Source organism: Vibrio sp. Isolate34 (genome assembly GCF_022397915.1).
In the GTDB taxonomy this organism is placed as follows: Bacteria; Pseudomonadota; Gammaproteobacteria; order Enterobacterales; family Vibrionaceae; genus Vibrio.
Genome location: NZ_JAKEUO010000012.1, coordinates 58341 through 85275, shown reverse-complemented (window position 1 = coordinate 85275; position 26935 = coordinate 58341). Strand labels below are relative to the sequence as shown.

General features: G+C 44.6%; 25 protein-coding genes. 20 read left to right on the top strand and 5 right to left on the bottom strand.

Annotation, left to right across the window (positions count from 1 at the left end; genetic code table 11):
- Positions 1-481 precede the first annotated feature (481 nt).
- Positions 482-1426, top strand: a complete 945-nt coding sequence (gene rluC / locus L1D22_RS14035) for a 23S rRNA pseudouridine(955/2504/2580) synthase RluC (RefSeq protein WP_048659718.1) — start codon at positions 482-484, stop codon at positions 1424-1426.
- Between the two features lie 285 nt (positions 1427-1711).
- Here rluC and L1D22_RS14030 read toward each other — a convergent pair whose 3' ends face one another.
- On the bottom strand, positions 1712-2293 hold the full coding sequence (locus L1D22_RS14030; protein WP_239830247.1) for a nucleoside triphosphate pyrophosphatase: 582 nt from the start codon (positions 2291-2293) through the stop codon (positions 1712-1714).
- A gap of 149 nt (positions 2294-2442) precedes the next feature.
- Between L1D22_RS14030 and yceD the strand changes: the two genes are divergently transcribed.
- The 15 genes from yceD (at position 2443) to L1D22_RS13955 (ending at position 15527) form a co-directional block, all read left to right on the top strand.
- Positions 2443-2970: a 23S rRNA accumulation protein YceD gene (gene yceD, locus L1D22_RS14025; protein WP_017630536.1), complete on the top strand. Its 528-nt coding sequence runs from the start codon at positions 2443-2445 to the stop codon at positions 2968-2970.
- A gap of 35 nt (positions 2971-3005) precedes the next feature.
- A complete protein-coding gene (gene rpmF, locus L1D22_RS14020) occupies positions 3006-3176 on the top strand; it encodes a 50S ribosomal protein L32 (RefSeq protein WP_004737376.1) in 171 nt (56 codons plus the stop codon).
- 9 nt (positions 3177-3185) lie between these two features.
- Entirely contained in the window at positions 3186-4211 is a 1026-nt protein-coding gene (gene plsX / locus L1D22_RS14015; protein WP_239830246.1) for a phosphate acyltransferase PlsX, read from the top strand.
- A 5-nt stretch (positions 4212-4216) separates the two neighbouring features.
- Positions 4217-5167, top strand: coding sequence for a beta-ketoacyl-ACP synthase III (locus tag L1D22_RS14010; protein WP_010437276.1), 951 nt, complete (start codon positions 4217-4219; stop codon positions 5165-5167).
- Positions 5168-5247: 80 nt separating this feature from the next.
- Positions 5248-6171 carry an ACP S-malonyltransferase gene (gene fabD / locus L1D22_RS14005; RefSeq protein ID WP_017630537.1) on the top strand — a complete coding sequence of 308 codons (924 nt, stop codon included), beginning with the start codon at positions 5248-5250 and terminating at the stop codon, positions 6169-6171.
- Between the two features lie 24 nt (positions 6172-6195).
- Positions 6196-6930 carry a 3-oxoacyl-ACP reductase FabG gene (gene fabG, locus L1D22_RS14000; protein WP_029235138.1) on the top strand — a complete coding sequence of 245 codons (735 nt, stop codon included), beginning with the start codon at positions 6196-6198 and terminating at the stop codon, positions 6928-6930.
- Positions 6931-7096: 166 nt separating this feature from the next.
- On the top strand, positions 7097-7330 hold the full coding sequence (acpP, locus tag L1D22_RS13995) for an acyl carrier protein (protein ID WP_004737381.1): 234 nt from the start codon (positions 7097-7099) through the stop codon (positions 7328-7330).
- Between the two features lie 93 nt (positions 7331-7423).
- Positions 7424-8668, top strand: coding sequence for a beta-ketoacyl-ACP synthase II (fabF, locus tag L1D22_RS13990; RefSeq protein ID WP_017630538.1), 1245 nt, complete (start codon positions 7424-7426; stop codon positions 8666-8668).
- A 104-nt stretch (positions 8669-8772) separates the two neighbouring features.
- On the top strand, positions 8773-9633 hold the full coding sequence (pabC, locus tag L1D22_RS13985; RefSeq protein ID WP_239830245.1) for an aminodeoxychorismate lyase: 861 nt from the start codon (positions 8773-8775) through the stop codon (positions 9631-9633).
- A complete protein-coding gene (mltG, locus tag L1D22_RS13980; protein WP_239830244.1) occupies positions 9630-10646 on the top strand; it encodes an endolytic transglycosylase MltG in 1017 nt (338 codons plus the stop codon). The genes pabC and mltG overlap by 4 nt, the downstream gene beginning before the upstream one ends.
- A 10-nt stretch (positions 10647-10656) precedes the next feature.
- A complete protein-coding gene (gene tmk / locus L1D22_RS13975; RefSeq protein ID WP_239830243.1) occupies positions 10657-11289 on the top strand; it encodes a dTMP kinase in 633 nt (210 codons plus the stop codon).
- A 6-nt stretch (positions 11290-11295) separates the two neighbouring features.
- Positions 11296-12261: a DNA polymerase III subunit delta' gene (locus L1D22_RS13970; protein ID WP_239830242.1), complete on the top strand. Its 966-nt coding sequence runs from the start codon at positions 11296-11298 to the stop codon at positions 12259-12261.
- Positions 12252-13019, top strand: a complete 768-nt coding sequence (locus L1D22_RS13965) for a YchF/TatD family DNA exonuclease (RefSeq protein WP_239830241.1) — start codon at positions 12252-12254, stop codon at positions 13017-13019. The genes L1D22_RS13970 and L1D22_RS13965 overlap by 10 nt, the downstream gene beginning before the upstream one ends.
- A 444-nt stretch (positions 13020-13463) precedes the next feature.
- Positions 13464-14894: a PTS glucose transporter subunit IIBC gene (ptsG, locus tag L1D22_RS13960; protein WP_239830240.1), complete on the top strand. Its 1431-nt coding sequence runs from the start codon at positions 13464-13466 to the stop codon at positions 14892-14894.
- A gap of 228 nt (positions 14895-15122) precedes the next feature.
- Positions 15123-15527: a hypothetical protein gene (locus L1D22_RS13955; RefSeq protein ID WP_239830239.1), complete on the top strand. Its 405-nt coding sequence runs from the start codon at positions 15123-15125 to the stop codon at positions 15525-15527.
- Between the two features lie 72 nt (positions 15528-15599).
- On the opposite strand, the gene L1D22_RS13950 is transcribed toward L1D22_RS13955, so the two are convergent.
- Positions 15600-16193: a porin family protein gene (locus L1D22_RS13950; protein WP_239830238.1), complete on the bottom strand. Its 594-nt coding sequence runs from the start codon at positions 16191-16193 to the stop codon at positions 15600-15602.
- A gap of 145 nt (positions 16194-16338) precedes the next feature.
- On the opposite strand from L1D22_RS13950, the gene L1D22_RS13945 reads away from it, so the two are divergent.
- A complete protein-coding gene (locus L1D22_RS13945) occupies positions 16339-16428 on the top strand; it encodes a YnhF family membrane protein (protein WP_105057857.1) in 90 nt (29 codons plus the stop codon).
- Between the two features lie 41 nt (positions 16429-16469).
- Complete coding sequence (locus tag L1D22_RS13940) at positions 16470-17696, top strand: DUF6363 domain-containing protein (protein WP_239830237.1); 1227 nt, start codon at positions 16470-16472, stop codon at positions 17694-17696.
- Positions 17697-17844: 148 nt separating this feature from the next.
- On the opposite strand, the gene pyk is transcribed toward L1D22_RS13940, so the two are convergent.
- Positions 17845-19293: a pyruvate kinase gene (gene pyk, locus L1D22_RS13935; RefSeq protein WP_239830236.1), complete on the bottom strand. Its 1449-nt coding sequence runs from the start codon at positions 19291-19293 to the stop codon at positions 17845-17847.
- A 319-nt stretch (positions 19294-19612) separates the two neighbouring features.
- Between pyk and L1D22_RS13930 the strand changes: the two genes are divergently transcribed.
- Positions 19613-20830, top strand: a complete 1218-nt coding sequence (locus L1D22_RS13930; protein WP_017632359.1) for an ROK family protein — start codon at positions 19613-19615, stop codon at positions 20828-20830.
- A gap of 167 nt (positions 20831-20997) precedes the next feature.
- Positions 20998-21939 carry a chemotaxis protein CheV gene (locus L1D22_RS13925; RefSeq protein ID WP_132761974.1) on the top strand — a complete coding sequence of 314 codons (942 nt, stop codon included), beginning with the start codon at positions 20998-21000 and terminating at the stop codon, positions 21937-21939.
- Between the two features lie 340 nt (positions 21940-22279).
- Here the strand turns inward: L1D22_RS13925 and L1D22_RS13920 are convergent, their stop codons facing one another.
- Positions 22280-25372: an error-prone DNA polymerase gene (locus L1D22_RS13920; protein ID WP_239830235.1), complete on the bottom strand. Its 3093-nt coding sequence runs from the start codon at positions 25370-25372 to the stop codon at positions 22280-22282.
- Between the two features lie 88 nt (positions 25373-25460).
- Positions 25461-26933 (bottom strand): DNA polymerase Y family protein, encoded by a 1473-nt coding sequence (locus L1D22_RS13915; RefSeq protein ID WP_239830234.1) that lies wholly within the window; start codon positions 26931-26933, stop codon positions 25461-25463.
- Between the last annotated feature and the right edge of the window lie 2 nt (positions 26934-26935).

The following is a 26935-nucleotide window of genomic DNA, read 5'->3' as shown; positions in this document are numbered from 1 at the left end:
CATAGGGAGTTAGCCTATGATCCGCGATGTGGCGGTGAATACTCAACATGAGCGTACGTGAGTAGAGCGATAAGGGACTCAGTTGATCGTGTCTTACGCCGATTGCAGCACTGTCTAATCTGAGTTATCTACTCATTTACTTGCTTATGAATGGTTAGCTGTTTAAATAATAGTCAAACCACTGATAGCAGCTGTGAACTATAGCAGCGGTCGGTAAACACAGCAATCTGCTTTGTCGGAATGCTGTAAAAAAAACAGTTTTTGTTTGGGTTTTGATAGCTCTAACTCACTGTCTATAAATAATTTATCAATTGATATTTTAATTTGCAGGAATCTTGGTGCTTTTTTGTTCGAAGAATCAAAGAAATATAGAATTTCAACGAGCATTTGAGGATAGAACGGTAGGGATTATGGATAAATAAGTTCGGAATCGAGCTAAGAAAATCTCAATTATCAAAAGTGACAGTGATACAATAGCCTAATGAGCGAAATTAGAACCCAAGTCCAATTTGTCGACATTGACGAAGATATGGCTGGTCAGCGTATTGATAACTTCTTACGCAACCAATTAAAAAATATCCCGAAAAGCATGATTTACCGAATCGTGCGTAAAGGCGAAGTCCGCGTAAATAAAAAACGCATCAAGGCAGAGTACAAACTAAAAGCTGGTGATTTAGTTCGTATCCCGCCAGTCACGATTGAAGAGAAAACCGAAGAGAACGTGCCAAGCACGAAACTCAACAAGGTTTCAGAATTAGAACAGTGCATCATTTACGAAGATGATCACATGCTGATTCTGAACAAACCTTCGGGCACTGCTGTTCATGGTGGCAGTGGGCTGAAGTTTGGCGCAATCGAAGCATTGCGTGCACTTCGTCCTGATGCTCGTTTTCTAGAGTTAGTGCATCGTATCGATAGAGATACATCTGGCATTCTGCTTGTTGCTAAGAAGCGCTCGGCGCTAAGACACCTTCAAGCACAGTTCCGTGAAAAAACGGTTCAAAAATATTACTTCGCTTTAGTCATGGGCGAATGGAAGAACAGCTGTAAGGTTGTTAACGCTCCATTGTTGAAAAATGAAGTGAACAGTATTGTTCGTGTGAACCCGAACGGTAAAGCCTCTGAGACGCGCTTTAGAGTTTTAGAAAAATTCAAAGATGCGACGTTAGTTCAAGCAAGTCCAATTACGGGTCGTACACACCAAATCCGTGTACATACTCAATATACTGGCCACCCAATTGCTTGGGATGATCGCTACGGTGATCGTCGTTTTGATGCTTACACGGGTAAGGTTGGTTTGGATCGTTTGTTCCTACACGCAGCAAACATTAAGTTCACGCACCCAGGTAGCGAAGAGAAGATGGATATCTCTGCCCCAATGGAAGCGAGACTTGAAAAAGCACTGACCGGATTGCGTAAGATCTAAGAAGATACGAGATACGAGATACGAGATACGAAAGGAAAAACCCTTTCAGGATTGAGTATCAGCTATCTGAAAATGATTAAGGTTGACGAATATCGTCAACCTTTTTTGTTTGTGCCTACTGTAGAAGATCCCCAACTCGTTCGTTCCTCGCTCTTGAGGATGACGACACATTGAATTACCAATGACCAAATAACGAGAAGCCCTCAGGACTGTAACTAGTTTCCGTCATTCCCTAGACTGACGAAGGAAGGAGTAGGGAATTTCTGTAAGTGTGATAAGCGCCAGTTAAAGCACACTCATTCCTTGGGCATCTAACATATCCACTAAATCGATAAGGGGTAGACCGATTAGGGTGTTCGGATCTTTGCCTTCCATCTGCTTAAATAACGCAATACCTAACCCTTCACACATAAAACTGCCCGCGCAGTAATAAGGCTGCTCTTTCTCAACGTAAGAGATGATCTGTTGCTTGGTTAAATCACGGAAATGCACGATGAAGGTGTCGAGACGCGTGTCAGCTTTGTTGGTCTCGCTGTTCCAAACCGAAAGACCAGTATAGAAAGTGATGCTTTTACCGCTTTGACGAGATAACTGCTCAATTGCTTTTTCACGAGTGTGTGGCTTACCAATGATCTCTCCATCGATCACACAGACCTGATCAGAACCAATCACTAAGCTTGGTTGTTCTACCACGCAGGACTTAGCTTTTGTCTCGGCAAGGCGCATAACTAACTGTTGAGGTGTCTCATTTGAAAGCGGCGTTTCATCGCAGTCTGGTTTAGCAGTAATGAAGCTTAACTGTAGTTTTTTGAGGATCTCTTGCCTAAATGGTGATGTAGAGGCTAAAACTAGTTGGTAATTTCTCATTTTAATTTACAATTCAAGGAAGCATTTATCTCAGGATAACGTAACTTGTCCTGCTATTCATAATGCTCTGAATAGGAAAGGCAGGAAAGTACATTTTTTTTGCCATTTCCTTTGACTAAACATGATTTGGAAGATAAGATTCGCGCCCTATGCAAAAGGAAAAAATACCGCGTACAGTTGATCCGGCAAGAACGGCTCAAAAACGACTGGATATGAATGGCATCATTCAAGTCAGTCTTTTAAAGCGTTTAACTGAAGCAACTGAAGGCGTAAAACGTGACGCGCAAGTCTCAATGTCATTTGGGCTTGATGAACAACGATTAGTCGTTATCTCTGGTAAAGCTAACGTCGAAGTCGATTTAGAGTGTCAACGTTGTAATGAGGTTTTCGCACATGAGTGCGATGTCCAATTTACTTATACTCCTGTTTACAGCGAGAAAAGTGAAGAGGAAGCACCGGAAGAGTACGATTTGGTAGATCTGAACGAGTACGGTGAGTTAGACCTGATTCAATTAGTTGAAGACGAGTTCATCCTTGGATTGCCACAAATAGCAATGCACGACGATGCGGACTGTAGCGTTAACTCAAATAATTTGGTGTTTGGCGAACTTCCTGAAGAAATTGAGGAAGATAAAAAGCCGAATCCATTTGATGTTTTAAAAAGCTTGAAGAAGTAACAGCTTCTTTAAGAATTTACATAGGAGTAGGGTCAATGGCCGTACAAAAGAGCAAGAAATCACGTTCAATGCGTGGCATGCGTCGTTCACACGATGCACTAACTACAGCTGCACTTTCTGTAGACGCAACTTCAGGTGAAACTCACCTACGTCACAACGTGACTGCCGAAGGTTTCTACCGCGGCAAAAAGGTTATCAACAAGTAAGGTTGACCTTTGCAAAATCTAACCGTTGCGCTTGATGCAATGGGCGGGGACTTCGGTCCTCGTGTAACAGTGCCTGCCGCCGTGCAGGCACTGTCGTATTTCCCAGAGCTAAAAGTCATTCTCATAGGTGATCGAAACGCGATCACATCTCAATTATCTTCATTAGGTCGAATGCCTGATTCTCGCTTGAGTATCCAGCATTGTGACCGAGTTATTTCCAATTCTGAAAAACCTTCACTAGCCTTACGTAATAGCCAGGGCAGTTCTATGCGTGCCGCTATCGATCTGGTTGCCGAATCACAGGCTGATGCTTGTGTGAGTGGTGGTAACACTGGCGCACTGATGGCTTTGTCCCGTTTCCGACTCAAACTCCTTCCTGGTATTGATAGGCCTGCATTGGTTTCAGCTTTGCCTACTGCATCAGGGGATCGCACATGGATGCTTGATTTAGGGGCGAACGTTTCTAGTGATGCCGATTCACTCTTTCAGTTTGCCGTGATGGGCAGTGCATTAGCGGAACAACATTTAGGTCGCGCTCCACGTGTCGCTATCTTGAATATCGGTGCAGAAGAAATCAAAGGCAATGACCTTGTAAAACGATGCGCTGAAATGTTGTCGAATACTCAGTCTGTGAACTTCATAGGCTATATTGAAGGTAATCAATTACTTCAAGATGCTGCTGATGTCGTCGTATGTGATGGTTTTGTGGGCAATGTCTGCTTAAAAACGTGCGAAGGTACAGCTCAGCTCTTTATTGATAAGCTAAAAACGCGCATGATGGCTTCAACAATAAAGGGTTGGATAGCCAGAATGTTGTTTTCTGAGCTATTTACTGAATTAAAAACCTTGAACCCCGACCAGTATAACGGCGCAAGTTTGTTAGGATTGCGCGGCATTGTCATTAAAAGTCATGGAAGTGCTGATGTGTCTGCAGTCGTCAACGCGATTGGTGAAGCAGTACACGAGGTCAAACGACAAGTCCCCAGCCGCATTAGCGATCGTTTGGAAGCGGTTTTACTCGAGAGGCATTATTAGTCTTCATGTATAGCAAAATTTTAGGTACTGGCAGCTACTTGCCATCTCAGGTGCGTACAAACGCAGACTTAGAGAAAATGGTAGAGACTAGCGATGAGTGGATTGTTGCTAGAACAGGTATTAAAGAGCGTCGTATTTCAGCGGAAAACGAAACCGTTGCTGATATGGCGTTTTACGCTGCTGAGAATGCCATTGAAATGGCAGGTATCGACAAAGAAGATATTGATTTAATCATCGTTGCGACAACCAGCAGTAGCCACACATTCCCGTCTTCGGCATGTCAGGTACAAGGTAAGCTTGGTATTAAAGGCTGCCCTGCGTTTGATTTGGCTGCAGCGTGTTCTGGTTTTGTTTACGCACTGTCTGTTGCTGATCAACACATCAAGACTGGCATGTGCAAGAACGTTTTGGTAATTGGTGCTGATGCACTGTCAAAAACCTGTGATCCGACTGACCGCTCTACTATCATCCTATTTGGTGATGCAGCAGGCGCGGTGGTTGTAGGCGCAAGCGAAGAGCCAGGTATTTTGTCTACTCACATTTACTCTGATGGTAAATATGGCGAGCTTCTAAGCTTAGAAGTACCAGAGCGCGGCGGTGATGCAGACAAATGGCTGCACATGGCGGGCAACGAAGTATTCAAAGTGGCGGTAACTCAGCTTTCTAAGCTGGTTAAAGATACATTAGCTGCGAACAATATGGATAAGTCAGAGCTTGATTGGTTAGTTCCACACCAAGCGAACTACCGTATTATTTCGGCAACGGCTAAAAAGCTGACGATGTCACTTGATCAAGTGGTAATTACCCTTGATAAGCACGGCAATACGTCGGCAGCTACCGTACCAACGGCCCTAGATGAGGCTGTTCGCGACGGGCGAATTAAACGTGGTCAAACGCTTCTACTTGAAGCATTTGGCGGCGGCTTCACTTGGGGTTCTGCGTTAGTTAAATTCTAACCCCAAGCGATAATCAACAAACAAGGCACATAACTTATGTGCCTTATTCAATTTTTTGCTTTGCTTAAAGGATAATTACAATGAGCAAGTTTGCTATCGTATTCCCAGGCCAAGGCTCTCAAGCTATCGGTATGCTTGCTGACCTAGGCGAACAGTATGATGTTGTTAAACAGACATTTGCTGAAGCTTCAGAAGCACTTGGTTACGATCTATGGGCATTGGTTCAAGATGGTCCAGTAGAAAATCTAAATGAAACTTTCCGCACTCAACCGGCTCTATTAACAGCGTCTGTTGCAATTTGGCGTGTATGGCAAGAGCTTGGTCTAGAGCAACCTGTAAACCTAGCAGGTCACAGCCTAGGCGAATACTCTGCACTAGTATGTGCGGGCGTTATCGACTTTAAAGAAGCGATTAAGCTGGTTGAACTACGTGGTCAACTGATGCAAGAAGCGGTTCCTGCGGGCGTGGGTGCAATGTACGCAATCATCGGTCTAGATGATGAAGCGATTGCTAAAGCGTGTGAAGAAGCTGCGCAAGACGAAGTTGTGTCTCCAGTTAACTTTAACTCTCCTGGCCAAGTTGTTATCGCGGGTAACAAAGCGGCAGTAGAGCGTGCTGGTGCACTTTGTAAAGAAGCAGGCGCTAAGCGTGCACTGCCGTTACCTGTTTCTGTGCCATCTCACTGTGCACTGATGAAGCCAGCAGCAGACAAGCTAGCAGTGGCTCTAGAAGCTCTAGAGTTCAACACGCCAGCACTGCCTGTTATCAATAACGTTGATGTTATTGCTGAAACAGACCCTGCAAAAATCAAAGACGCACTTGTTCGTCAGTTATACAGCCCAGTTCGTTGGACTGAAGGTGTACAAGCGATGAACGAGCAAGGTGTTGAGAAGCTACTTGAATTAGGCCCAGGTAAAGTTCTTACTGGTCTAACAAAACGAATCGTAAAAACTATGACAGCTGCTGCAGTTAATGACACTGCATCACTAGAAGCTGCTAAGTAATAACCACTTAATAGAGAAGTTATGATGAATTTAGAAGGCAAAGTTGCACTCGTTACAGGCGCAAGCCGTGGCATCGGTCGTGCAATCGCTGAACTTTTAGTTGAGCGTGGTGCTAAAGTTATCGGTACTGCGACATCTGAAGGCGGCGCAGCTGCAATCAGCGAGTACCTAGGTGAGAACGGTAAAGGCCTTGCTCTTAATGTAACGGATACTGACTCAATTGCTGCTACACTGAAAACCATCAACGATGAATTCGGTGCGATTGACATTCTAGTTAACAACGCAGGTATCACCCGTGATAACCTACTGATGCGTATGAAAGACGACGAATGGAATGACATCATCGATACTAACCTAACGCCTATCTTCCGCATGTCTAAAGCTGTATTGCGTGGCATGATGAAGAAGCGTCAAGGCCGTATCGTTAACGTTGGTTCTGTAGTAGGTACTATGGGTAACGCTGGTCAAGCTAACTACGCTGCTGCTAAAGCTGGTGTAATTGGTTTTACTAAATCAATGGCTCGTGAAGTTGCATCTCGTGGCGTTACAGTGAACACTGTTGCTCCAGGTTTCATCGAAACTGATATGACTAAAGCGCTAAATGATGACCAACGTGCAGCAACTTTGGCGAATGTACCAGCAGGTCGATTAGGTGACCCTCGCGAAATCGCTGAAGCTGTGGTATTTTTGGCGTCACCTGCGGCAGCTTATATCACAGGTGAAACACTTCACGTCAATGGCGGTATGTACATGGTGTAAATTATGTGCAACATTTGTGCATGATTTAAGTCAAGATCATACGTAATTTCGGTTAAAATCGTGAAAATTGTGGTTTGACCAGAAAAGTTGACCTTGCAACTTTCAATAGATTGAATAAACTACGGAAAACATCGCATAAAGCGAACTCTGTAAAGGAAAAGAAAAAATGAGCAACCTCGAAGAACGCGTAAAGAAAATCATTGTTGAACAGCTAGGTGTAGACGAAGCTGAAGTTAAAAACGAAGCTTCTTTCGTTGATGACCTAGGTGCAGATTCTCTAGACACAGTTGAGCTAGTAATGGCTCTAGAAGAAGAATTCGACACTGAAATCCCAGATGAAGAAGCTGAGAAAATTACTACTGTTCAAGCAGCTATCGATTACGTAACTAGCGCTCAGTAATAATCTCTCCCAGGCGGTCACCTCGACCGCCTGTGTTTTATCTAACTCATCTATCCTCATCTTAAATCACCTCAATCTCCGGAGTGTAAAATCGTGTCCAAGCGTCGTGTAGTTGTCACTGGCATGGGTATGTTGTCACCGGTAGGCAACACTGTAGAATCTTCTTGGAAAGCCCTGCTAGCTGGTCAAAGTGGTATCGTTAATATCGAGCACTTTGATGCAACCAATTTCTCAACTCGTTTTGCAGGTCTAGTTAAAGACTTTAACTGCGAAGAGTATATGTCTAAAAAAGATGCTCGTAAGATGGACTTGTTCATCCAGTACGGCGTCGCAGCAGGTATTCAAGCTTTAGATGATTCAGCCCTAACTATTACTGAAGAAAACGCTCCACGTGTGGGTGTTGCAATCGGTTCTGGTATTGGTGGTCTTGGTTTGATCGAAGCAGGTCACCAAGCTCTAACTGAAAAAGGCCCTCGTAAGATCAGCCCGTTCTTCGTACCGTCGACGATCGTGAATATGATTGCTGGTCACATGTCGATCATGCGCGGCCTACGCGGTCCAAACATCGCGATCTCTACTGCATGTACGACTGGCCTACATAACATTGGTCACGCGGCTCGTATGATTGCATACGGCGATGCTGACGCAATGCTAGCGGGTGGTGCTGAAAAAGCATCAACGCCACTAGGTATGGGCGGTTTTGGTGCGGCTAAAGCACTGTCTACTCGTAACGATGAGCCTCAAAAAGCTTCTCGTCCATGGGACAAAGGCCGTGACGGCTTCGTTCTTGGTGACGGTGCAGGCATGATGGTTCTTGAAGAGTACGAACATGCGAAAGCTCGTGGCGCTAAGATCTACTGTGAGCTAGTTGGCTTCGGTATGTCGGGTGATGCTTACCACATGACATCTCCAAGTGAAGATGGCTCTGGTGGTGCACTAGCGATGGAAGCGGCTATGCGTGATGCTGGCATTACTGGTGAACAAATCGGTTATGTTAACGCACACGGTACATCGACTCCTGCGGGTGACGTAGCGGAAGTTAAGGGAATTAAACGTGCTCTTGGCGAAGCAGGCAGCAAGCAAGTATTGGTTTCTTCTACGAAATCGATGACTGGTCACCTTCTAGGTGCTGCAGGTTCTGCTGAAGCTATCATCACGGCTATGTCTCTGGTTGACCAAATTGTTCCACCAACAATCAACCTAGATGATCCTGAAGAAGGCTTAGATATTGACTTAGTACCTCACACTGCGCGTGAAGTTAGCAACATGGAATATGCTGCATGTAACTCATTCGGTTTCGGTGGTACAAACGGCTGTTTGATCTTCAAAAAGATTTAATCATCTTATTAAAGACGTAAACACTCGTAGATAGTCACAATTAGACTTGTTTTTAAACGGCTTGATGCTTTAGCATTGAGCCGTTTCTTTTTATGGGGAAAAACATGTTTTGGGTTGATGGAGAAAGCCAACAAACTGTCGATATCTTGGACCGTTCGTTTCAGTACGGAGACGGGTGTTTTAGCACCATGCTTGTTCAAGGTGGTCAGATTCAACATTTTCACGATCATCAGCGCCGTGTCGATGAATGCCTGAAAGCGTTACGCATTTCTGAACTTGATTGGGATGTGGTTAATGTTTGGCTCGATAGTGCACTTCAACATATCCAAAACAATGCGCTTCATGAAATAGAGAACCGCCATGAGACAAACAAGCCTCATGGTGAAAAAGCAGGAATAAAGCTGCACGTTAGTCGCGGCTCTGGTGGCAGAGGTTATAGCACCAAGAATATCGCTAAACCTACAGTCACCATCAGTACGTTTGCTTTTCCAAGCCATTATTCAGCGTGGCAAGATTCTGGTGTTGAACTCGGTGTCTGCCAACAAGCTTTAGGCTTGAGCCCATTGCTTGCCGGGCATAAGCACAATAATCGCCTTGAGCAAATCTTGATGAAAGATGAAATGGATCAGGCCAATGAAGTCGATGGTGTGGTGCTTGATATCTTAGGTAATGTTATTGAAACCACCATGGCTAATCTGTTTTGGCGAAAAGGGGATACCATTTTCACACCTCAACTGACGCAGAGTGGCGTCGCAGGGGTTATGCGTAAGCAAGTGTTAACCGCGCTGAATCAAGCTGAACTTTCCGTTACTATTAGTGACTACTGCTTATCTGAACTCATGCAAGCTGATGAGGTTTTCATAACCAACTCCATTTTAGGGGTTGCCCCAGTTACCCGTATTAGTGAAACCCAATTTAACATTGGAACCGTTACTCGTAGCCTTCAAGGACAACTAAACTCGTGATCAAAAAGTTATTTATTTTTCTTATCTTGTGCCTAATCGCAGCGGGCGCTGCTGGGTTCTATGCTTATAACCAAGCGCAAGATAACCTGAAACAAGTCATCCAATTAGAAAAACCACAGGTCGTAACCGTTGCTTCAGGCAGCAGCTTTAATCGTGTTCTGGCACAGTTGATAAATGAAGGGCTATTTGAGGCTTCTCCTTACGAGAAATTAATCCGTAAGTTACATCCTGAGCTGGTTGACGTAAAAGCAGGTACATTCCTGTTAGAGCCGGGTTTGACTCTAGAGCAGGCACTACAAGTACTTGTTGAGGGTAAAGAGCATCAATTCACAATTACTTTCGTTGAAGGCAGTCGCTTTGATGAATGGCTAGTGCAGCTAAAAGACAACGAATTCATTCAACAAACGTTGGATGGTGTTTCTGAAAAAGAGATCGCTGAAAAGCTGGGCATCGAAAATGAGAAGCTAGAAGGTCTTTTCTTAGCGGAAACTTATCACTACACCTACGGTACAACCGATTTAGATTTGTTGAAACGTGCCCATCGTGACCTAATGAACGTGGTGAACGATGAATGGGAAAACAGAGCGGATAAACTGCCTCTTAAGTCACCTTATGAAGCTTTGATTCTTGCATCTATTATTGAAAAAGAGACGGCCGTTGCTTCAGAGCGCGAGCGTGTTTCTTCTGTATTCGTTAACCGTTTGAACAAGCGTATGCGTTTGCAAACAGACCCAACGGTTATCTATGGCATGGGTGACAGCTACAAAGGCAATATTCGTAAGAAAGATCTGCGCACGCCAACGCCTTACAACACATACACAATGAGCGGTTTGCCACCTACGCCGATTGCCATGGCAGGTCGAGCGTCAATTAATGCAGCTCTGAACCCAGAGAACAGCAACTACCTGTATTTTGTTGCGAGTGGAACAGGCGGTCACGTATTTTCAAAGAGTTTGGCTGAGCACAACCGTGCAGTACGAGCTTACTTAAAGCAATTAAGAAAAAACAAATAAAGAAAAAATTATGAATCAGTCGAAATTTATCGTGGTTGAAGGCCTTGAAGGCGCAGGCAAGAGCACTGCAATCAATGCCATCGTAGAAACATTGAAAGCATCTGGTGTAGAAGAACTCGTCAACACTCGTGAACCGGGTGGTACTGTGTTGGCAGAAAAGATGCGTTCTCTGGTAAAAGAAGAACACGAAGGCGAAAAGCTTCAAGACATGACTGAGTTACTGCTGATGTACGCTGCACGCGTTCAATTAGTCGAAAACGTGATCAAGCCTGCACTAGACAGTGGCAAGTGGGTATTGGGTGATCGCCATGATATGTCTTCTCAGGCTTATCAAGGTGGTGGTCGTCAAATCGCGCGCACGACGATGGAATCATTGAAAGCAACCACGCTAGGCGATTTTAAGCCTGATCTAACCCTATACTTGGACTTAGACCCTAGAGTAGGGCTTGAGCGCGCACGTGGTCGTGGTGAGCTAGATAGAATCGAAAAGATGGATATCTCATTTTTCGACCGTACGCGCGAACGTTACCTAGAGATTGCCGCACAAGACGACACGGTTCTTGTGATTAATGCGCAACAAGAGATAGATCAAGTGGCTGCGGATATTAAGCAAGCGCTTGGTGCTTGGCTCGACAAACAGTAGGTAGTCATGGCTGAAGTGTATTCTTGGCTCACACCGGTATGGAGTGAGTGGAAAAAAAGTCTCGATGCTGAGCGTTTTCCTAATTCGGTGATTGTTAATGCGCCGGAAGGGCTTGGCGTTGATGCGTTGATTGACCAGCTTACCGCAGCATTAATGTGCACCAACTACGAAAGTGAGTCGTGCGGGTTTTGCCATAGCTGTGAATTGATGAAATCAGGCAGTCATCCTGATTTTCATGTTATCTCGCCAGAGAAAGAAGGTAAGTCGATCACCGTTGATCAAGTACGTGCCAGTAACCGCTGGGCTCAAGAGTCATCTCAATTGGGTGGCTTACGCGTTATCTTGCTTAACCCGGCAGAGGCAATGAATGAGTCGGCCTCTAATGCGCTGTTGAAAACGCTGGAAGAGCCATCAAGCAAGTGTATCTTCATTCTTTCTACTCGTAACAGTAACCGCTTGATGCCGACTATCATTAGTCGTTGCCAACAATTTAATGTGGTAAGCCCACAGTTAGAGGCTGGGTCGGCTTGGTTAGATGGTGAAGTTGGTAAGGCTGTTCCAAAATATATTTTAGCGCTCAATGACAACGCGCCTTTAAAAGCAAAGGCGATGTTTGAGCAGGGTGGGGTAGAGGCTTCGACCAAAGCGCTTGATGGCTTTGTTAATGTCATCAAGGGTACTCAACCTGACATGCTAAAATTCTCGACAGAGCTTAGCAAAGACCCTTTGATTCAATTAGGTTGGCTATGGCACTTATTGTCTGACGTACAGAAGCTGCATTTTGGCTTGGCGAATCAAGCTATCACTCCTAGCGCGAAAGCACTGGTTGAGGTGATGTCTTATCAAAGTGCTTATGCAGCATCGAATAAGCTGCTGATATTGATTGAGCAGCTAAAGCAACACCCTGGGCTCAATACGGAGCTACTCATAATGAATTGGCTGATAGCCACTTGCGAGGAAACATGTTCGTAGATTCCCACTGTCATTTAGACAAATTGGATTACCAAGATTTACACACAAACGTAGAAGACGTTGTGAACAAGGCGAAGGCAGCAAACGTAGACCAACTGTTGTCTGTTGGTGTGACACTGGATTCGTTTGAAAATATGCTCGAGATGATCTCGCCGTTTGATAACGTTAAAGCATCTTGTGGCGTTCATCCTCTCGATGTAGAGAGTGATTTTTGCTTAGAGAGAATGCGTGAATATGCGAACAACCCAAAAGTCGTTGCGATTGGTGAGACTGGTCTAGATTACCACTACCAACCAGAGACTGCTGAATTGCAACAACTGCGATTCAAGCAACATGTCGCGTTGGCCGTAGAGCTGAACAAGCCTTTGATCATCCATACTCGTAACGCGCGTGAAGATACTCTCGCGATTCTACTTGATGGTGGTGCTGAGAAGTGTGGTGGTGTGATTCACTGTTTTACTGAAGATCAAGCGTTCGCTGAAGCGGCAATGGAATTAGGTTTCTATATCTCAATTTCAGGCATTGTGACCTTTAAGCAGGCAACAGAACTTAAAGAAGTTGTTAAGAACCTACCGCTAGATAGGTTACTGATCGAGACGGATTCTCCATACTTGGCACCAATCCCATACCGTGGGAAGCAGAATCAACCTGCATATGTCGTGGAAGTGGCGGCCTATATTGCTCAGTTGAAAGGTGTATCGATGAAAGAGGTTGCTGAACAAACGACCAAAAACTACCAAAAACTTTTTTTGCGATAAAAAACTAAGTAAACAAATAAAAGGGAGCGAAAGCTCCCTTTTTGTGTTTTTGATCACCAAAAATACGTTTTTTTTTAATGTTTACGAATTATGTTGAACTTGAGAGCGCTAATTATAACATTTGTAATTTTGTTACTAAAAATAACATTCGCTCCTATTTTATTTACCCAGTAAAATAATAGAGCTCATGAAAAATAACTATATATTTCAATTAATTAAACTCTTGTAAAGCATTGCATTTCTAGATTTGACATGTGATCCAAGACGTGTTTTGAAACTAAATTTCGTAAGTGACTAGAAAGTTAGTTCCCCATCAATATATATTTAGCGGCAGAAAATATAATGCAATACATGGTTACATTTTCGCAGGGTGCTAACATATAGGCTACGGGGGTGTGCCGTTAGTACCCATATAATTATTTTATCTTTATCAGGAGCATAAACATGTTTAAGAACCTTTTTGCTAGCCTGCAGAAAGTTGGTAAGTCTCTGATGCTTCCAGTATCAGTTTTACCAGTTGCAGGTATTTTGTTAGGTGTCGGTGCAGCAGATCTTCCTTTCATTCCAGAAATCGTTTCAAACTTAATGGAACAAGCTGGTGGTTCAGTATTCGGTCAAATGGCACTACTGTTCGCAGTAGGCGTAGCACTTGGCTTTACTAACAACGATGGTGTAGCTGGTCTAGCTGCAATCGTTGGTTACGGCATCATGACTGCTACACTAGGCGTAATGGCTGGTGTAATGGGCGTTGATAAAATCGATACTGGTGTACTAGGTGGTATCCTAGTCGGTGGTGTTGCTGCTTGGGCATTCAACCGTTTCTTCCGTATTCAACTACCAGAGTACCTTGGCTTCTTCGCTGGTAAGCGTGCTGTGCCAATCATCACAGGTTTCTCTGCGATTGGTCTAGCAATCCTACTATCTATTGTATGGCCACCAGTTGGCGGCGCAATCTCTGCGTTCTCTGATTGGGCTGCTCACCAAAATCCACAAGTGGCGTTTGGTATCTACGGTATCGTTGAGCGTTCTCTGATTCCATTCGGTCTTCACCACGTTTGGAACGTACCTTTCTTCTTTGAAGCTGGTACTTGTGTAAACGCTGCTGGCGAAACTCAAAACGGTGTTCTTACTTGTTACCTAGTTGCTGATGACGCATCTCGTGCAGCGGGCAATGGCTTCGGTCAGCTAGCTGGTGGTTACATGTTCAAGATGTTCGGTCTACCTGCTGCTGCAATCGCTATTGCACACTCAGCTAAGCCTGAAAACCGCGCTAAAGTAATGGGTATCATGGCTTCTGCTGCGTTAACTTCATTCCTAACGGGTATCACTGAACCAATCGAATTCTCATTCCTATTCGTTGCTCCTGTACTGTACGCAATCCACGCTCTACTAGCTGGTTCTGCTTACGTTCTTGCGAACACTCTAGGTTTTGTACACGGTACATCTTTCTCACACGGTCTAATCGACTTCCTAGTTCTATCTGGCAACGCGTCTAAGATGGGCCTAATGGTTGTATGTGGTATCGCTTACGCTGCAATTTACTACATCGTATTCCGCACTGTGATTAAAGCTCTAGACCTTAAAACTCCAGGCCGTGAAGACGAGTCAGAAGAAGAGTCAGTTGCGACTGGTTCTGAACTTGCTGGTGAGCTAGTTGCTGCATTCGGTGGCAAAGCGAACATCACAGGTCTTGACGCTTGTATTACTCGTCTACGTGTTGCAGTTGCTGATACAGCAGTTGTTGACCAAGACAAGCTGAAGAAACTAGGCGCTGCAGGTGTTGTAGTAGTTGCGGGTGGCGTTCAAGCTATCTTCGGTACTAAGTCTGACAACCTTAAGACAGACATGGATGAGTGGATCCGTAACAACGGTTAATTCACTGATTCAATAAATTGAAAGGAGGCCGAGAGGCCTCCTTTTTTGTTTTCTGCTTTACGAAAGCCCTTTCTACACTTATTTTTTTCCACTCAATCGGTTATCGAACAGCTCAATGTTTTGATGCTCAATTACCCGCTTTGGGTGCCCCTTATCTTTAACTTTATGATGACAACATCCGTTGTGGTTTAAGTAATCTACCGTTTTTAAACACATTCTGAGAATATTATGAAACATCGTTACTTGATTGGCCTTATGTGCGGCAGCCTTGCCTCGTTAGCTCACGCTTCTGAAGCTCCTGCGTTAGAAGTTGGTCTAGCTGTTGACCAAGATCTGAGTGCCGTTGTTGAGTTTGACCAGAAATACCGTGTCACCATTGGTAATGACGGCGCTGCATTTGATTACATCTGGAAGCGAGGTCAGTTCGAGACTGAAGTTCCGTTGAGCTGGTACGTCGGCGCGGGTGCTTGGGCTGAATGGAATGACGACTTTGGTTTGCGTTTACCGTTAGGTGTAAAAGTGAATTTCTACGAAGGTTGGAATGCTTACGCACAGCTTCACCCAGAACTCGACATGTACAAAGGCGTTGAGTTACAGCTAGGTGGTGCTCTGGGCGTAACTTATAAGTTCTAAGGTTGAACTTCAAACGAGCTACAGCAAAAAGCCAGTATCGCTGGCTTTTTCATTTTTAGCATTTATTGCTATCTAGAAAGTAAAACTTAATCCGACATTAGCTTGGAATTGATTCATCCAGTCGGTATCAAAACGAATAATACAGTCTTGCCCATTACTTGGAATGTTACACACGCCAGTTGTGTCGTTATCCACGACGGTACCTAGCCAACGGACTTGGGTATTAAGCGCTAAGCGATCGTTCAATTTATATTCTAAGCCGCCAAAGATTGATGTAGAGAAGCCGTATTTATCTTTCGCCCAATCCACATCGACATAAGAGGCGCCAAGGCCTAAGCCTAGGTATCCAGACAACACCGAGGAAGCCGGGTAGTAAATGCTACTTTGAAAATGCAGATATTGGATCGAGGAGCTCAGGTTTAGCGTTTCGAGCTCTGAGCTTTGGTTTGAGTAGAAGAAACCAACACGTCCTTTCTCAAGCGGCGTTTCAATGGCAAAGGTGTAATTTTCAGATCCTTTCATGTCATAGGTTTTGCCATCTTGATCTTCAACACTCCCCCCGGCGGTATAACCAACCATTGGAGTAATAATGATCTCCGGTGAGGCATAAACACTCGAAACCGAGAAAAGTGCAACCAACGTCATCATATTTGCTTTGTTGTTCATGAGTATATCCTTATCCATACACTTACTAATTGTGATGGTTACATCAATATCGTGCGACTAATTTCGACGATTCTTGAAGATACTTCACACACCTGATAGTACTTAAATAGTGACTCAACAAATTAATAACAAGCCAGAGGTGTCTATGGAACATAATCTGAAAAATGCCCTACAAATTACAGCGTTCATCTACGTAATCATTCTTTCATTTGGCTTTATTGCGATCGGTAGTTAATACCATTTATTGCGAGGCTGAGTTTTTATACTCAGGGAATAATGAATAGTGGGATTGTAACCAATATTGATACCGCAATAGACTTAGATTATTACGCTAAGTTTATTGCTGGTAAAACAGCCCTGGTCGCTCAAGGTGGCGGACAGAGAAGTATTTTTACCTCAGGCGTTCTCGATGCTTTTCTCCTTTCTAATTTTGACCCCTTCGATGAATTTTTCGGTACCTCAGCCGGTGCGCTTAACTTATGTGCCTACCTGTGCCGCGATAAAGGCCTTAGTCGCTCGTTTGTTCTCGACCTCACCACCTCACCAGAGTTCTTCAATCTCTTTTCCTATATACGACACAGGAAGAATTTGGGATTAGAGTGGGCCTTAGAACAAATCATGGCTTACCCATATAAGCTCGACCTTGATTTGGGGCGACGAACCCTAGGCGATCGCCATTTCTATGCGGCAGTGACAGACTCTAAAGATCTACGAGATCACTACTTCCCGTTATTGGGAGAAGATTGGTATAAAGTGATGATTGCAACGTGCGCCATCCCCCGTTTATACAATAATGAAATATTGATCGGTAATGGAACATACGTAGACGGCGGTGTTTCGGCTGCTATTCCTGTGCAAGAAGCTTGGCGTCGTCAGGCTCGATCTATTGTTGTTATTAGAACAGAACCTACCTTTGAGTCGAATGTTGACTTACTCATTCAGGAGCAAAATAAGCAGGAGCAAAATAAGCCAATTTTAGCGAAGAGCAACAGAGCCTCTTTGGAAGAGCTTAAGTGGTTTCGTGGCTCGTTGAATAATGTTCAAGGTCATTGGCAACAAAAAGTAGGTCAATGGAAAACCGATTGGACTTCTTTCTTCCAACAACAAATTCTTCGTTCTAAAGAGCAAAAGTGCGATCGTGGACATTTGGATCTGCTGAACGGTGGTCGCTGGCTATTTGGTGCAGATGATATTTATCGCTTAAGTCATTTAATCGGAGATAAGTTTGATTCAGGTTTGGCTGACATGCTGATGGTGCATTATCAGACCTACTCATTGACTCAGGATTTTTTGAATTCGCCACCGGATGATGCGTTTGTGGTACAGATAGCACCAAGTCAGCCGCTAAAATCGAGTTCATTAATGAGTGACAAGGAAGACTTGTTGCACGATTACGAATTGGGCATAGAAGCCGGTTATCGATTTGTCGAAACCTACACTTCAACGGAAAACGCTCGCAATTCACACATGCCACAGTTGGCCACCATTGCTGCTGACAAGTAGTACTCAATCTTGATGAGTTAGCATACCGCGAGTTAGCCGTGTCATTAACGAAGAATGTTCTGAAATGAAAAAGGGTTATTGAACTTGGTTCGATAACCCTTTTTGGCCTTTGAACTCAGGTAAATCGTTTTGCCTTAATGGTCAAACATTAGGTGACAGGCAAGATTCTCATACAGTTGGTTGACCCCGCCACATCCATAATATCGCCTTGAGTGACGATCACGAGATCGCCAAACTTAAGGTATCCTGCTTCTTTCAGGCAATCTAATGTTGATAGTGCAATATCAAAGCTGTCTTTGGCCTCAGTCTCAAAGTAAATAGGCGTCACACCTCGGTATAGAGTACAGCGATTTAGCGTTCCTTCGTTACGAGACAGCGCGTAGATAGGCATATCGGCACTGAGTCGTGACATCATCAAAGCTGTACGTCCGGACTCGGTAAGCGTAACCACGCCTTTGATGCCTTCCATGTGGTTCGCGGAATAGATGGTTGCCATCGAAACGGTTTCTTCAGCCGTCACAAAAGTGCGGTCAATTCGGTAGTTAGATTGGTTGTTAATCCCCGCCATCTTTTCAGCACCGATACACACTTCGGCCATGGATTTCACGGTCTCGACTGGGTAAGCACCCGCAGCGGTTTCACCTGAAAGCATCACTGCATCAGTACCATCTAATACCGCGTTGGCAACGTCCATCACTTCGGCACGAGTTGGCATTGGCGCGGAGATCATCGACTCCATCATTTGAGTCGCAGTGATCACTGTTCGGTTAAGCGCTCTAGCACGGCGTATAAGCTGTTTTTGTACCCCGACCAACTCTGGGTCACCTATTTCCACTCCGAGGTCACCACGGGCCACCATGACCACATCTGAGGCCATTATGATGTCATCCATGTTCTCTACGGTCGCAACAGTCTCTGCTCGTTCGACTTTAGCCACTAGGTGAGCTTCTAACCCTGCTTCTCGCGCCAATTGGCGAGCGTAGTGCATGTCTTCACCATTACGTGGGAAAGAGACAGCTAAGTAATCGACTTGAATTTGAGCGGCGGTGACGATGTCTCGCTTGTCTTTGTCGGTCAGTGCTTCAGCAGAAAGGCCTCCCCCTTTTTTGTTGATGCCTTTGTTGTTCGAGAGAGGGCCGCCAATGATGACTTCGGTATGAACGCGACAGCCTTCCACTTTGGTTACTTTGAGTTGAACACGACCATCGTCAAGCAACAGGATATCGCCGGCGGACACGTCGTTAGGCAGTTCTTTATAATCAAGACCAACAGCTTCTTGGTTGCCTTCGCCTAAACCTAGGCTGCTATCGAGAGTGAACAGGTCGCCCACCGCAAGTTGGATTTTGCCATCTTTGAATGTCGACACACGAATCTTGGGACCTTGTAAGTCTCCGAGAATAGCGATTTGAGTGCCGAGTTTTTTTGCTATCGCTCTGACTTTTTCTGCGCGTTGGATATGGTCGTCGCTGCTGCCGTGAGAAAAGTTCATACGGACGATATTGGCACCGGCTTTGATGATTTCTTCAAGCATGTTACCTTTATCGGTAGAAGGGCCTAGCGTTGTGACGATTTTCGTTTTTCTTAATTCGGCTGTCATGAATACTCCTAGAGTGAGACCAAGTAATCTTTTACAAGACTGAATTAAGTATATGCATTAATTGATAATTTATTGGGAGCTAGGAAGATATTTCTGTATTTACTGATATTTATTGCATTTAGGACTCAAGCGCGATGTTTTATTCTGAAAATTAAGTCGCAAATTATCGATGTGGGTGTTAATTTTCCTCGAACTATTTGACTCGATACACAAAGATTCATGTATATACGTGATACTGGTCACGGCGATATACCAAGTGACTTCACAATTACTTCGCAAAGTAAAAAAATTACCTCGTTGATGATTTCTGGAGCGTAAAATGTACATGGCTCAACCGGGCCATATTGATCATATCAAACAGGTCAATGCTGGTCGTGTATATAAACTAATTGACCTTAAAGGTCCTATTTCTCGTATCGATCTGTCCAAGCAAAGTGAGTTGGCTCCGGCGAGTATTACTAAAATTACCCGTGAACTCATTGAAGCTCACCTTATTCACGAAACCACGGTTCAAGAAGCCACGACTCGTGGGCGTCCTGCTGTCGGTCTGCAAACCAATAACGAAGGTTGGCAATTTTTATCGATGCGTCTTGGTCGTGGTTACCTCACGATCGCGCTCCATGAATTGGGCGGTGACGTACTTATCGATACCAAAATTGATATTCACGAACGTGACCAAGATGATGTGCTTGCACGCCTTCTCCATGAAATCGATGAGTTCTTCCAAACCTATGCCGAGCAACTCGACAGGGTAACGAGCATTGCTATCACGTTGCCAGGTCTTGTGAATTCAGAGCAAGGTATTGTGTTGCAAATGCCGCATTACAACGTTGAAAACTTAGCGTTGGGTCCGGAGATCTACAAAGAAACTGGTCTGCCAGTCTTTATTGCCAATGACACCCGAGCTTGGGCATTAGCAGAGAAGCTGTTTGGTAACTCACAAGACAACGACAACTCTGTTCTTATCTCGATTCACCATGGTTTAGGTGCCGGGATCATTCTTGATGGCCGCGTTCTTCAAGGGCGTCACGGTAACATCGGTGAACTGGGTCATATCCAGATCGATAAAGAGGGTAAGCTTTGTCATTGTGGTAACCGAGGCTGTTTAGAAACGGTCGCGAGTTCACAGGCGATCCGCGAGCAAGTCAAAGAGCGATTAGCCAATGGTGAAGAATCAACACTGACTGTGTTTGAGGATGTCACGATTGAGCAAATCTGTGCTGCTGCGGCTGATGGTGATCCACTGGCTGTTGAAGTGATTGAACAGTTAGGTCGTTACTTAGGCTCTGCGATTGCGATTGTGATTAACCTATTCAACCCAGAGAAAATCTTGGTTGGTGGTGTTATCAATCAGGCGAAAAGTGTTTTATACCCTGCGATTCAAAAGTGTATCGAAGAGCAGAGTTTATCGGTTTACCATCAAGACTTAGAGCTGGTGGAATCTCGATTCTATAAGCAGGCAACCATGCCAGGTGCTGCACTTATTAAGCAGGCCCTGTATGACGGCCAGCTGTTAATGAAAGTTATTGAAGGCTAACTATTTTTCTCTTCTTTTAGCCTTACCCCGAACCTTTCCATGTACTTAAGCTTTGTATAACATCATTTGTTGTACTTAGTTTAAGCATTCTGTGCATTAGCGCTTTGCTTTAACCCATTGAAGTAGGCTATTGTAGCCACAGTTATTATTTGTCACTAAGGTGTTGTATGTCTGGTGTTTTAAATTCGGTTGATCAGAGAACCAAGCTAGTCGGTGAAAACCGTTTGGAGCTCTTATTATTCAGCTTAAATAGTCGTCAACTATTTGCGATTAACGTATTTAAAGTAAAAGAAGTCCTAAAAGTGCCAGTACTTACTCGCTTACCGGGCTCTCACCACCATATTACGGGTGTAGCTTCGCTACGTGGTGAATCGGTGCCTGTGATTGATCTGCGTAGCGCGATTGGCTTTCCGCCGTCACGTGCAGAGTCTCAAGAGAGCAACCTGATCATCACGGAATACAACCGAACCGTACAAGGTTTCTTGGTTGGGCAAGTGCGTAATATCGTTAATACAACTTGGACTGAAATCCAGCCGCCGCCGAAGACCACGGGTCGTGCAAACTACCTAACAGCTATCACGCATATTCAAGAAGAAGAGCAGCACAAAATCGTTGAGATCATCGATGTTGAAAAAGTGCTAGCAGAGATCATCGATTACGATGTGTCGATCTCTGAAGGCGTATTAGATGAGCAGTTAGCCAATGAAATGATTGGCCGTAACGTACTTATCGTTGATGACTCTTCAACCGCACGTAACCAGATTAAAGGCACTTTGTCGCAGCTTGGTTTAAACATCATTGAGTGTTGTGATGGCTTAGAAGCATTGAACCTACTTAAGGGTTGGTGTGATGAAGGCAAAGACATCAATCAGGAAATTCTGTTGATGATCACCGATGCCGAAATGCCTGAAATGGACGGTTATAAACTGACTCACGAAGTACGTACTGACCCAAGAATGCATGACCTGTTTATTACGCTAAATACTTCATTAAGCGGAAGTTTTAATGAGGCTATGGTTGAGAAAGTAGGGTGTAACCGCTTTATTTCTAAGTTCCAACCGGACCTCTTAGTTGAAGTGACTCAAGAGCGAATGCGTCAGCTTTTATAATTAATACTGCTCTACGGTTTGTTTTGAGTGGCCTGATAGAAAACGTTTGCTAATATTGATGCAGCATATTAATCGACACGAAATATGCTCACTACTAACGTAACTTTTCATGCACAATCTAAGGTAGTTCCTCTTAATGATATGGTTAACGTCTAAAGTCGTTATGACTTTGAGCTTATTACTATATAGGGAATTTAAGAAAAGACGTACGGAAGCTGACGTTGAGGTATAACTCAACAATTTGAAATGAAGGGAAGCTGATGCTTCCCTTTTTCGTTTCTAGCGTTTCTAGCGTTTCTAGCGTTTCTAGCGTTTCTAGCGGGGAGGGCGATTGGAATCGCTAATGAAAATCTCGTGATTTGGTTTTCAAACCGACAATTTCATCGGTAATATCGATGAGCTTCCCGGCAATCACATGCACCACTTCACCTTCTTTTTCTAATATTCCTTGTACCTTTAACGCTTTGGCTGTGAGATAAGCTTGCTGTTGAGCACGCGCTGTGGCTCCCCATACCACCACGTTAATATTGCCAGTGCTGTCCTCTAGTGTGACAAAGGTGACACCTGCCGCAGTACCCGGTGATTGCTTACCTGTGACTAGTCCGACAACTGTGACCATGGATTTGTGCCTTTGTTGTATCAAGTCTTTCATATGAGTGAATCGACCTAATCGATTCGCTTCTTCTAGCAAAGTGATAGGGTGTTTGTTCAATGAAATCCCTACACTGGTGAAGTCCTCAAGTAAATCCTGCATCTCATTGGGTTTGTGCAGTGTGTGTTCGCCATGACCATTCTCAGTATCGTCAGAGACTTGGCTAAATAGAGGTAGGTCAGAAGCGGAATCCATTATCGCCCAGCGTGTCTGGAAACGGTCTCCCGAAACGTTGTGTAGCGCGTTGGCTGATGCGAGTAGCTCAATGTCCTTCTTATTCATCGATAGCTGTTTGACTTGGCTAGGATGGCGATAACCAGAATGCGGGCGATTGGCAAGTACACTTTGGATACCGTGCTCACTCAAACCTTTGATTTGTCGCAGCCCTAATCGAATCGCTAGACCATTCTGATGAGAGACAACCGTGTGGTCGTTTTGAGAAGCGTTCACACATACCGGAAGTATCGTTACATTGTGTCGCTGCGCATCTTGAACCAACTGCGATGGACTATAAAAGCCCATGGGTTGGCTATTCAACAAAGAAGCATAGAAGCACTCTGGGTAGTAGCATTTCAACCAAGCTGAACAATAGGCTAATACCGCAAATGAAGCCGAGTGGCTTTCAGGGAAACCGTATTCACCAAAGCCACATATCTGTTTAAAAATCTGTTCGGCAAACTCGGTTTCGTAGCCTCGCTTTTGCATGCCTTCGATGAGCTTGGTTTTGAACTTAAAGACATTGCCGTTCTTCTTCCAAGCGGCCATCGCACGTCTGAGCTGATCCGCCTCACCACCTGTAAACCCTGCAGCCACCATAGCGAGCTTTATCACTTGCTCTTGGAATATAGGCACACCCATAGTGCGCGATAGGACGGATTCCACCGCTTTCGAGGGATAGCTGATCGGCTCAATACCATCTCGACGCTTTAAGAATGGGTGCACCATATCACCTTGAATCGGGCCTGGGCTCACGATCGCGATTTGAATCACTAGGTCGTAATAAGTTCTCGGCTTAAGCCTTGGTAGCATGCTCATTTGTGCTCGTGACTCAATTTGGAATATCCCAACGGTGTCAGCTCGCTGAATCATGCCGTAAACCTTAGGATCATCCTTAAGGCGAGTGATCTCCGCGATCGTTAACGAGCGGCCATGAATACGCTTGATCAGGTCAAAGCATTTTCTAATCGCAGAGAGCATACCCAATGCGAGCACATCCACTTTTAGTAACCCTAAGGTTTCAAGATCATCCTTATCCCATTGAATAATAGTCCGATCGTGCATGGCCGCATTCTCGACAGGAACCAATTCATACAAAGGCCCAGAAGAGATCACAAAGCCGCCCACATGCTGAGAAAGATGACGTGGAAAGCCAATGATTTCATTCACTAAGTGGATAAACTGCTGACCTTTTAAGGAGTCCGGTTGTAGCCCCAATTGAGTGAGCTGAGCCTGCCAACCTAAGCTCTTGTCTCTGCGGTTGGTGTTCTTAATGAAATAATCAAGCTGGGTTTCTTGCAGCCCTAATGCTTTTCCGACATCCCTTACCGCGCTTTTAAAGCGATAAGAAATGACCGTAGCAGCAAGCGCAGCACGTTCTCGACCGTACTTCTTATAGATGTACTGGATGACTTCTTCACGGCGCTCGTGTTCAAAATCGACATCAATATCAGGCGGCTCATCACGCTCTTTACTGATGAAGCGCTCAAACAGCACTGAGATTTGTCTTGGGTCGACAGAGGTGATTTCTAAGCAGTAACAGACCACGGAATTAGCCGCTGATCCTCGACCTTGGTAAAGAATGCCTTGGCTTTTGGCAAACATCACGATGTCGTGGATCGTGAGAAAAAAGAAAGGGTAGTCGAGCTCGCCAATCAGCCCTAGCTCTTTATCTATGATCTGTTGGATGTCACTAGGCACACCTTGTGGAAAGCGAGCCTGTTTCCCTTTCTCGACCAACATGCGCAGATAACTCATGGGTGTCTCACCTTGAGGGATCAGCTCACTGGGGTATTCGTAACGTAGGCTACCTAAATCAAATTCGCACAGTTCAGAAATTCGGTTGCTCTCTTCCAGCCACTCAGCTTTGAATATATGGGAGAGCTTATTGATGCTTCGTAAACAGCGCTCGGCATTCGCCAGTAAGTGACTGCCAACTTCGGTCACTGATTTTTGATATTTAATCGCGGTGAGTGAGTGCTGTAAGGGCAAGCGATTAGCATTGTGCATTAACACGCCACCGCAAGCTGTAATCGGCAGTTGGTGATGTTGTGACAGCTCCACACAGTAATCGATGTACTGTTGATCGGTTTGTTTTAGGTGTCGTTGTAAGCCAATCCACAACCGACCGGAATGATGTTGAGAAAGCCACTGCCCCCAATGTGCGTCTTCATTTTTTTGTTGCGGTAGCCACAGGATGAAGCAGTGCTTAGCCGACATGATATCCCACTCAGAGAGTTGATAGTGGCCTTTGCTGCTACGGCGTCTCGCATTAGTGATAATACGGCATAGCTCGGCATAGGCTTGTCTGTTTGGGCATAACAAGACCACTTGGCACTCGTCATTTAGCCAAAACATGCTCCCTACAATCTGCTTGAGCGATAGTTTGTGTTGCTTGATTGCAGAGTGAACCTTAACGATGCCCGCGACTGAGCACTCATCAGTAACAGCGAGTGCTTTGTAACGTAAAAAGTCGGCTTGTAAAACCAACTCTTCCGCGTGTGAAGCCCCTTCAAGGAAGGAGTAATTACTTTGGCAGAAAAGCTCTGAGTATTGCTGAGACATAATGGAATCTCACTTAACCATTGCGAGTAAACATGATTGAAAGGGGCGTTAAAATGGAACAACTGGCAAGAACGACTTACCACACTGACTAGCTGAACAAACCGTGTAAGAACCACTGTTTATCGGGCGTTCTGAATACCCATAGCCATCGACCGTTTTCACTGTGAGCAATAAAGTAGTCTCGAATGATTTGTTCGCCATCCCACCACCCAGAAACGATACGCTCAGGGCCTTGAGATAAGGTGACGTTTTCGGTTAATGCTTCAGGTTCTGGCAGTAAAATACTGGGTCTGAGTCGCTGTTGGTTAATGTTGTTCGTTGTTGTGGCTTGTTGATTGAGTTCTTGTGGATCTCGCTCTTTTTTCGCAGTACGACTTAATGTTGGTAGCGAATATTGATTGGCTTTCTCTGGCCTAGGATCTTGCTGTATTTTTGGCGTTTGAATACAGGCCTGCCCAAGCTTCGCCTGTAACAGTGAAAGTAGGTCTAACGCAGCAAGTGTTCCTGTATTGCCATCAAAAAGATCATGGTAGGCCATTTGAGGTTCTCCATGGCGAACCAAGGTGAGGGTTAGTTCTTGAACGGGGGCTGTGATCTTGAGTGACTCTAAGGTCAGATGCGTTAGGTTCGCCCATTTACTAGCAAGGTAATCTCCCTGCGCCGAATAGAAAGAGACATGGTGATCGTCTTTATCCCTAAGATGCAGAGTCAGCGTTAACTCAAACGCCACTCTGTCACGTAGCTTCAAAAAGCATTCCAATTGATTCAATAATTTCAGTAGTGGCTTTTCGATAAATAGAATGTTTTCAATATCAAACAACAGCTCTAGATATTGCTGGAAGCTTTCTGGTGGATGATAGAAATCAATAGGGTGCTTGAACTGCCCATTAAGGCGACCAACATAATTGACCAAGTCGATATCAAAGCGACGTGCGACTTCTTGCAAAGGCAGTTTCAATAGCTCTTCAACGATATTAATGCCGACACGATTTAAGCGTTCAACTTGTTTAGGCGGTAGTTCGCTAGAACTTAGAGCTTGTTGGTTAACCCAACTCTTCATCTGTTGAACATTGTTTGTTGCTTGGTTGATCGCTTGTTTGCCCAAAAGGATCGCAGAAAGCGGTGAGTAACCCGTGGCAAAACTGAACTTAATGTTGAGAGCTTCAATATGGCTTTTGAGTTCATACCAGTAGTTATCCAGCCCATCGTAAAGCGATAGCATGTTAGAAGCTTTAATCAACAAACCATTCGGTGGCAATAACGCCATATCAGAAGTGACCAGATACGCCCATTGGGCAATCTCTTTCAGCTTATTTTTCTCTAGCTCAATACTGTAAGGGTGGACGTGTAAGTGATGGCAAAGCGCCGCCGCTGATCCTAACCCCATACCCAGTGTGATGCCTGATTCCAGTGCGGTTTGATTAGCTTGTAGCACACGATGATCTTTTTCATCCACGATGATAATAGGTTGCTCGTGTGATTCTTTGTTTGAGCCTGATTCACTTGAGTTAAACAAGGTATCCAATTGCAGAGATGGAAAGTGTAGATACAACCACAGCATAC

What these genes read in the sequence shown, in the direction of transcription:
- rluC (WP_048659718.1), top strand. Translation starts at nt 482, where the DNA reads ATGAGCGAAATTAGAACCCAAGTCCAATTTGTCGACATTGACGAAGAT.
- L1D22_RS14030 (WP_239830247.1), bottom strand. Translation starts at nt 2,293, where the DNA reads ATGAGAAATTACCAACTAGTTTTAGCCTCTACATCACCATTTAGGCAA.
- yceD (WP_017630536.1), top strand. Translation starts at nt 2,443, where the DNA reads ATGCAAAAGGAAAAAATACCGCGTACAGTTGATCCGGCAAGAACGGCT.
- rpmF (WP_004737376.1), top strand. Translation starts at nt 3,006, where the DNA reads ATGGCCGTACAAAAGAGCAAGAAATCACGTTCAATGCGTGGCATGCGT.
- L1D22_RS14010 (WP_010437276.1), top strand. Translation starts at nt 4,217, where the DNA reads ATGTATAGCAAAATTTTAGGTACTGGCAGCTACTTGCCATCTCAGGTG.
- fabD (WP_017630537.1), top strand. Translation starts at nt 5,248, where the DNA reads ATGAGCAAGTTTGCTATCGTATTCCCAGGCCAAGGCTCTCAAGCTATC.
- fabG (WP_029235138.1), top strand. Translation starts at nt 6,196, where the DNA reads ATGAATTTAGAAGGCAAAGTTGCACTCGTTACAGGCGCAAGCCGTGGC.
- acpP (WP_004737381.1), top strand. Translation starts at nt 7,097, where the DNA reads ATGAGCAACCTCGAAGAACGCGTAAAGAAAATCATTGTTGAACAGCTA.
- pabC (WP_239830245.1), top strand. Translation starts at nt 8,773, where the DNA reads ATGTTTTGGGTTGATGGAGAAAGCCAACAAACTGTCGATATCTTGGAC.
- tmk (WP_239830243.1), top strand. Translation starts at nt 10,657, where the DNA reads ATGAATCAGTCGAAATTTATCGTGGTTGAAGGCCTTGAAGGCGCAGGC.
- L1D22_RS13970 (WP_239830242.1), top strand. Translation starts at nt 11,296, where the DNA reads ATGGCTGAAGTGTATTCTTGGCTCACACCGGTATGGAGTGAGTGGAAA.
- L1D22_RS13965 (WP_239830241.1), top strand. Translation starts at nt 12,252, where the DNA reads ATGTTCGTAGATTCCCACTGTCATTTAGACAAATTGGATTACCAAGAT.
- ptsG (WP_239830240.1), top strand. Translation starts at nt 13,464, where the DNA reads ATGTTTAAGAACCTTTTTGCTAGCCTGCAGAAAGTTGGTAAGTCTCTG.
- L1D22_RS13955 (WP_239830239.1), top strand. Translation starts at nt 15,123, where the DNA reads ATGAAACATCGTTACTTGATTGGCCTTATGTGCGGCAGCCTTGCCTCG.
- L1D22_RS13950 (WP_239830238.1), bottom strand. Translation starts at nt 16,193, where the DNA reads ATGAACAACAAAGCAAATATGATGACGTTGGTTGCACTTTTCTCGGTT.
- L1D22_RS13945 (WP_105057857.1), top strand. Translation starts at nt 16,339, where the DNA reads ATGGAACATAATCTGAAAAATGCCCTACAAATTACAGCGTTCATCTAC.
- L1D22_RS13940 (WP_239830237.1), top strand. Translation starts at nt 16,470, where the DNA reads ATGAATAGTGGGATTGTAACCAATATTGATACCGCAATAGACTTAGAT.
- pyk (WP_239830236.1), bottom strand. Translation starts at nt 19,293, where the DNA reads ATGACAGCCGAATTAAGAAAAACGAAAATCGTCACAACGCTAGGCCCT.
- L1D22_RS13930 (WP_017632359.1), top strand. Translation starts at nt 19,613, where the DNA reads ATGTACATGGCTCAACCGGGCCATATTGATCATATCAAACAGGTCAAT.
- L1D22_RS13925 (WP_132761974.1), top strand. Translation starts at nt 20,998, where the DNA reads ATGTCTGGTGTTTTAAATTCGGTTGATCAGAGAACCAAGCTAGTCGGT.
- L1D22_RS13920 (WP_239830235.1), bottom strand. Translation starts at nt 25,372, where the DNA reads ATGTCTCAGCAATACTCAGAGCTTTTCTGCCAAAGTAATTACTCCTTC.
- L1D22_RS13915 (WP_239830234.1), bottom strand. Translation starts at nt 26,933, where the DNA reads ATGCTGTGGTTGTATCTACACTTTCCATCTCTGCAATTGGATACCTTG.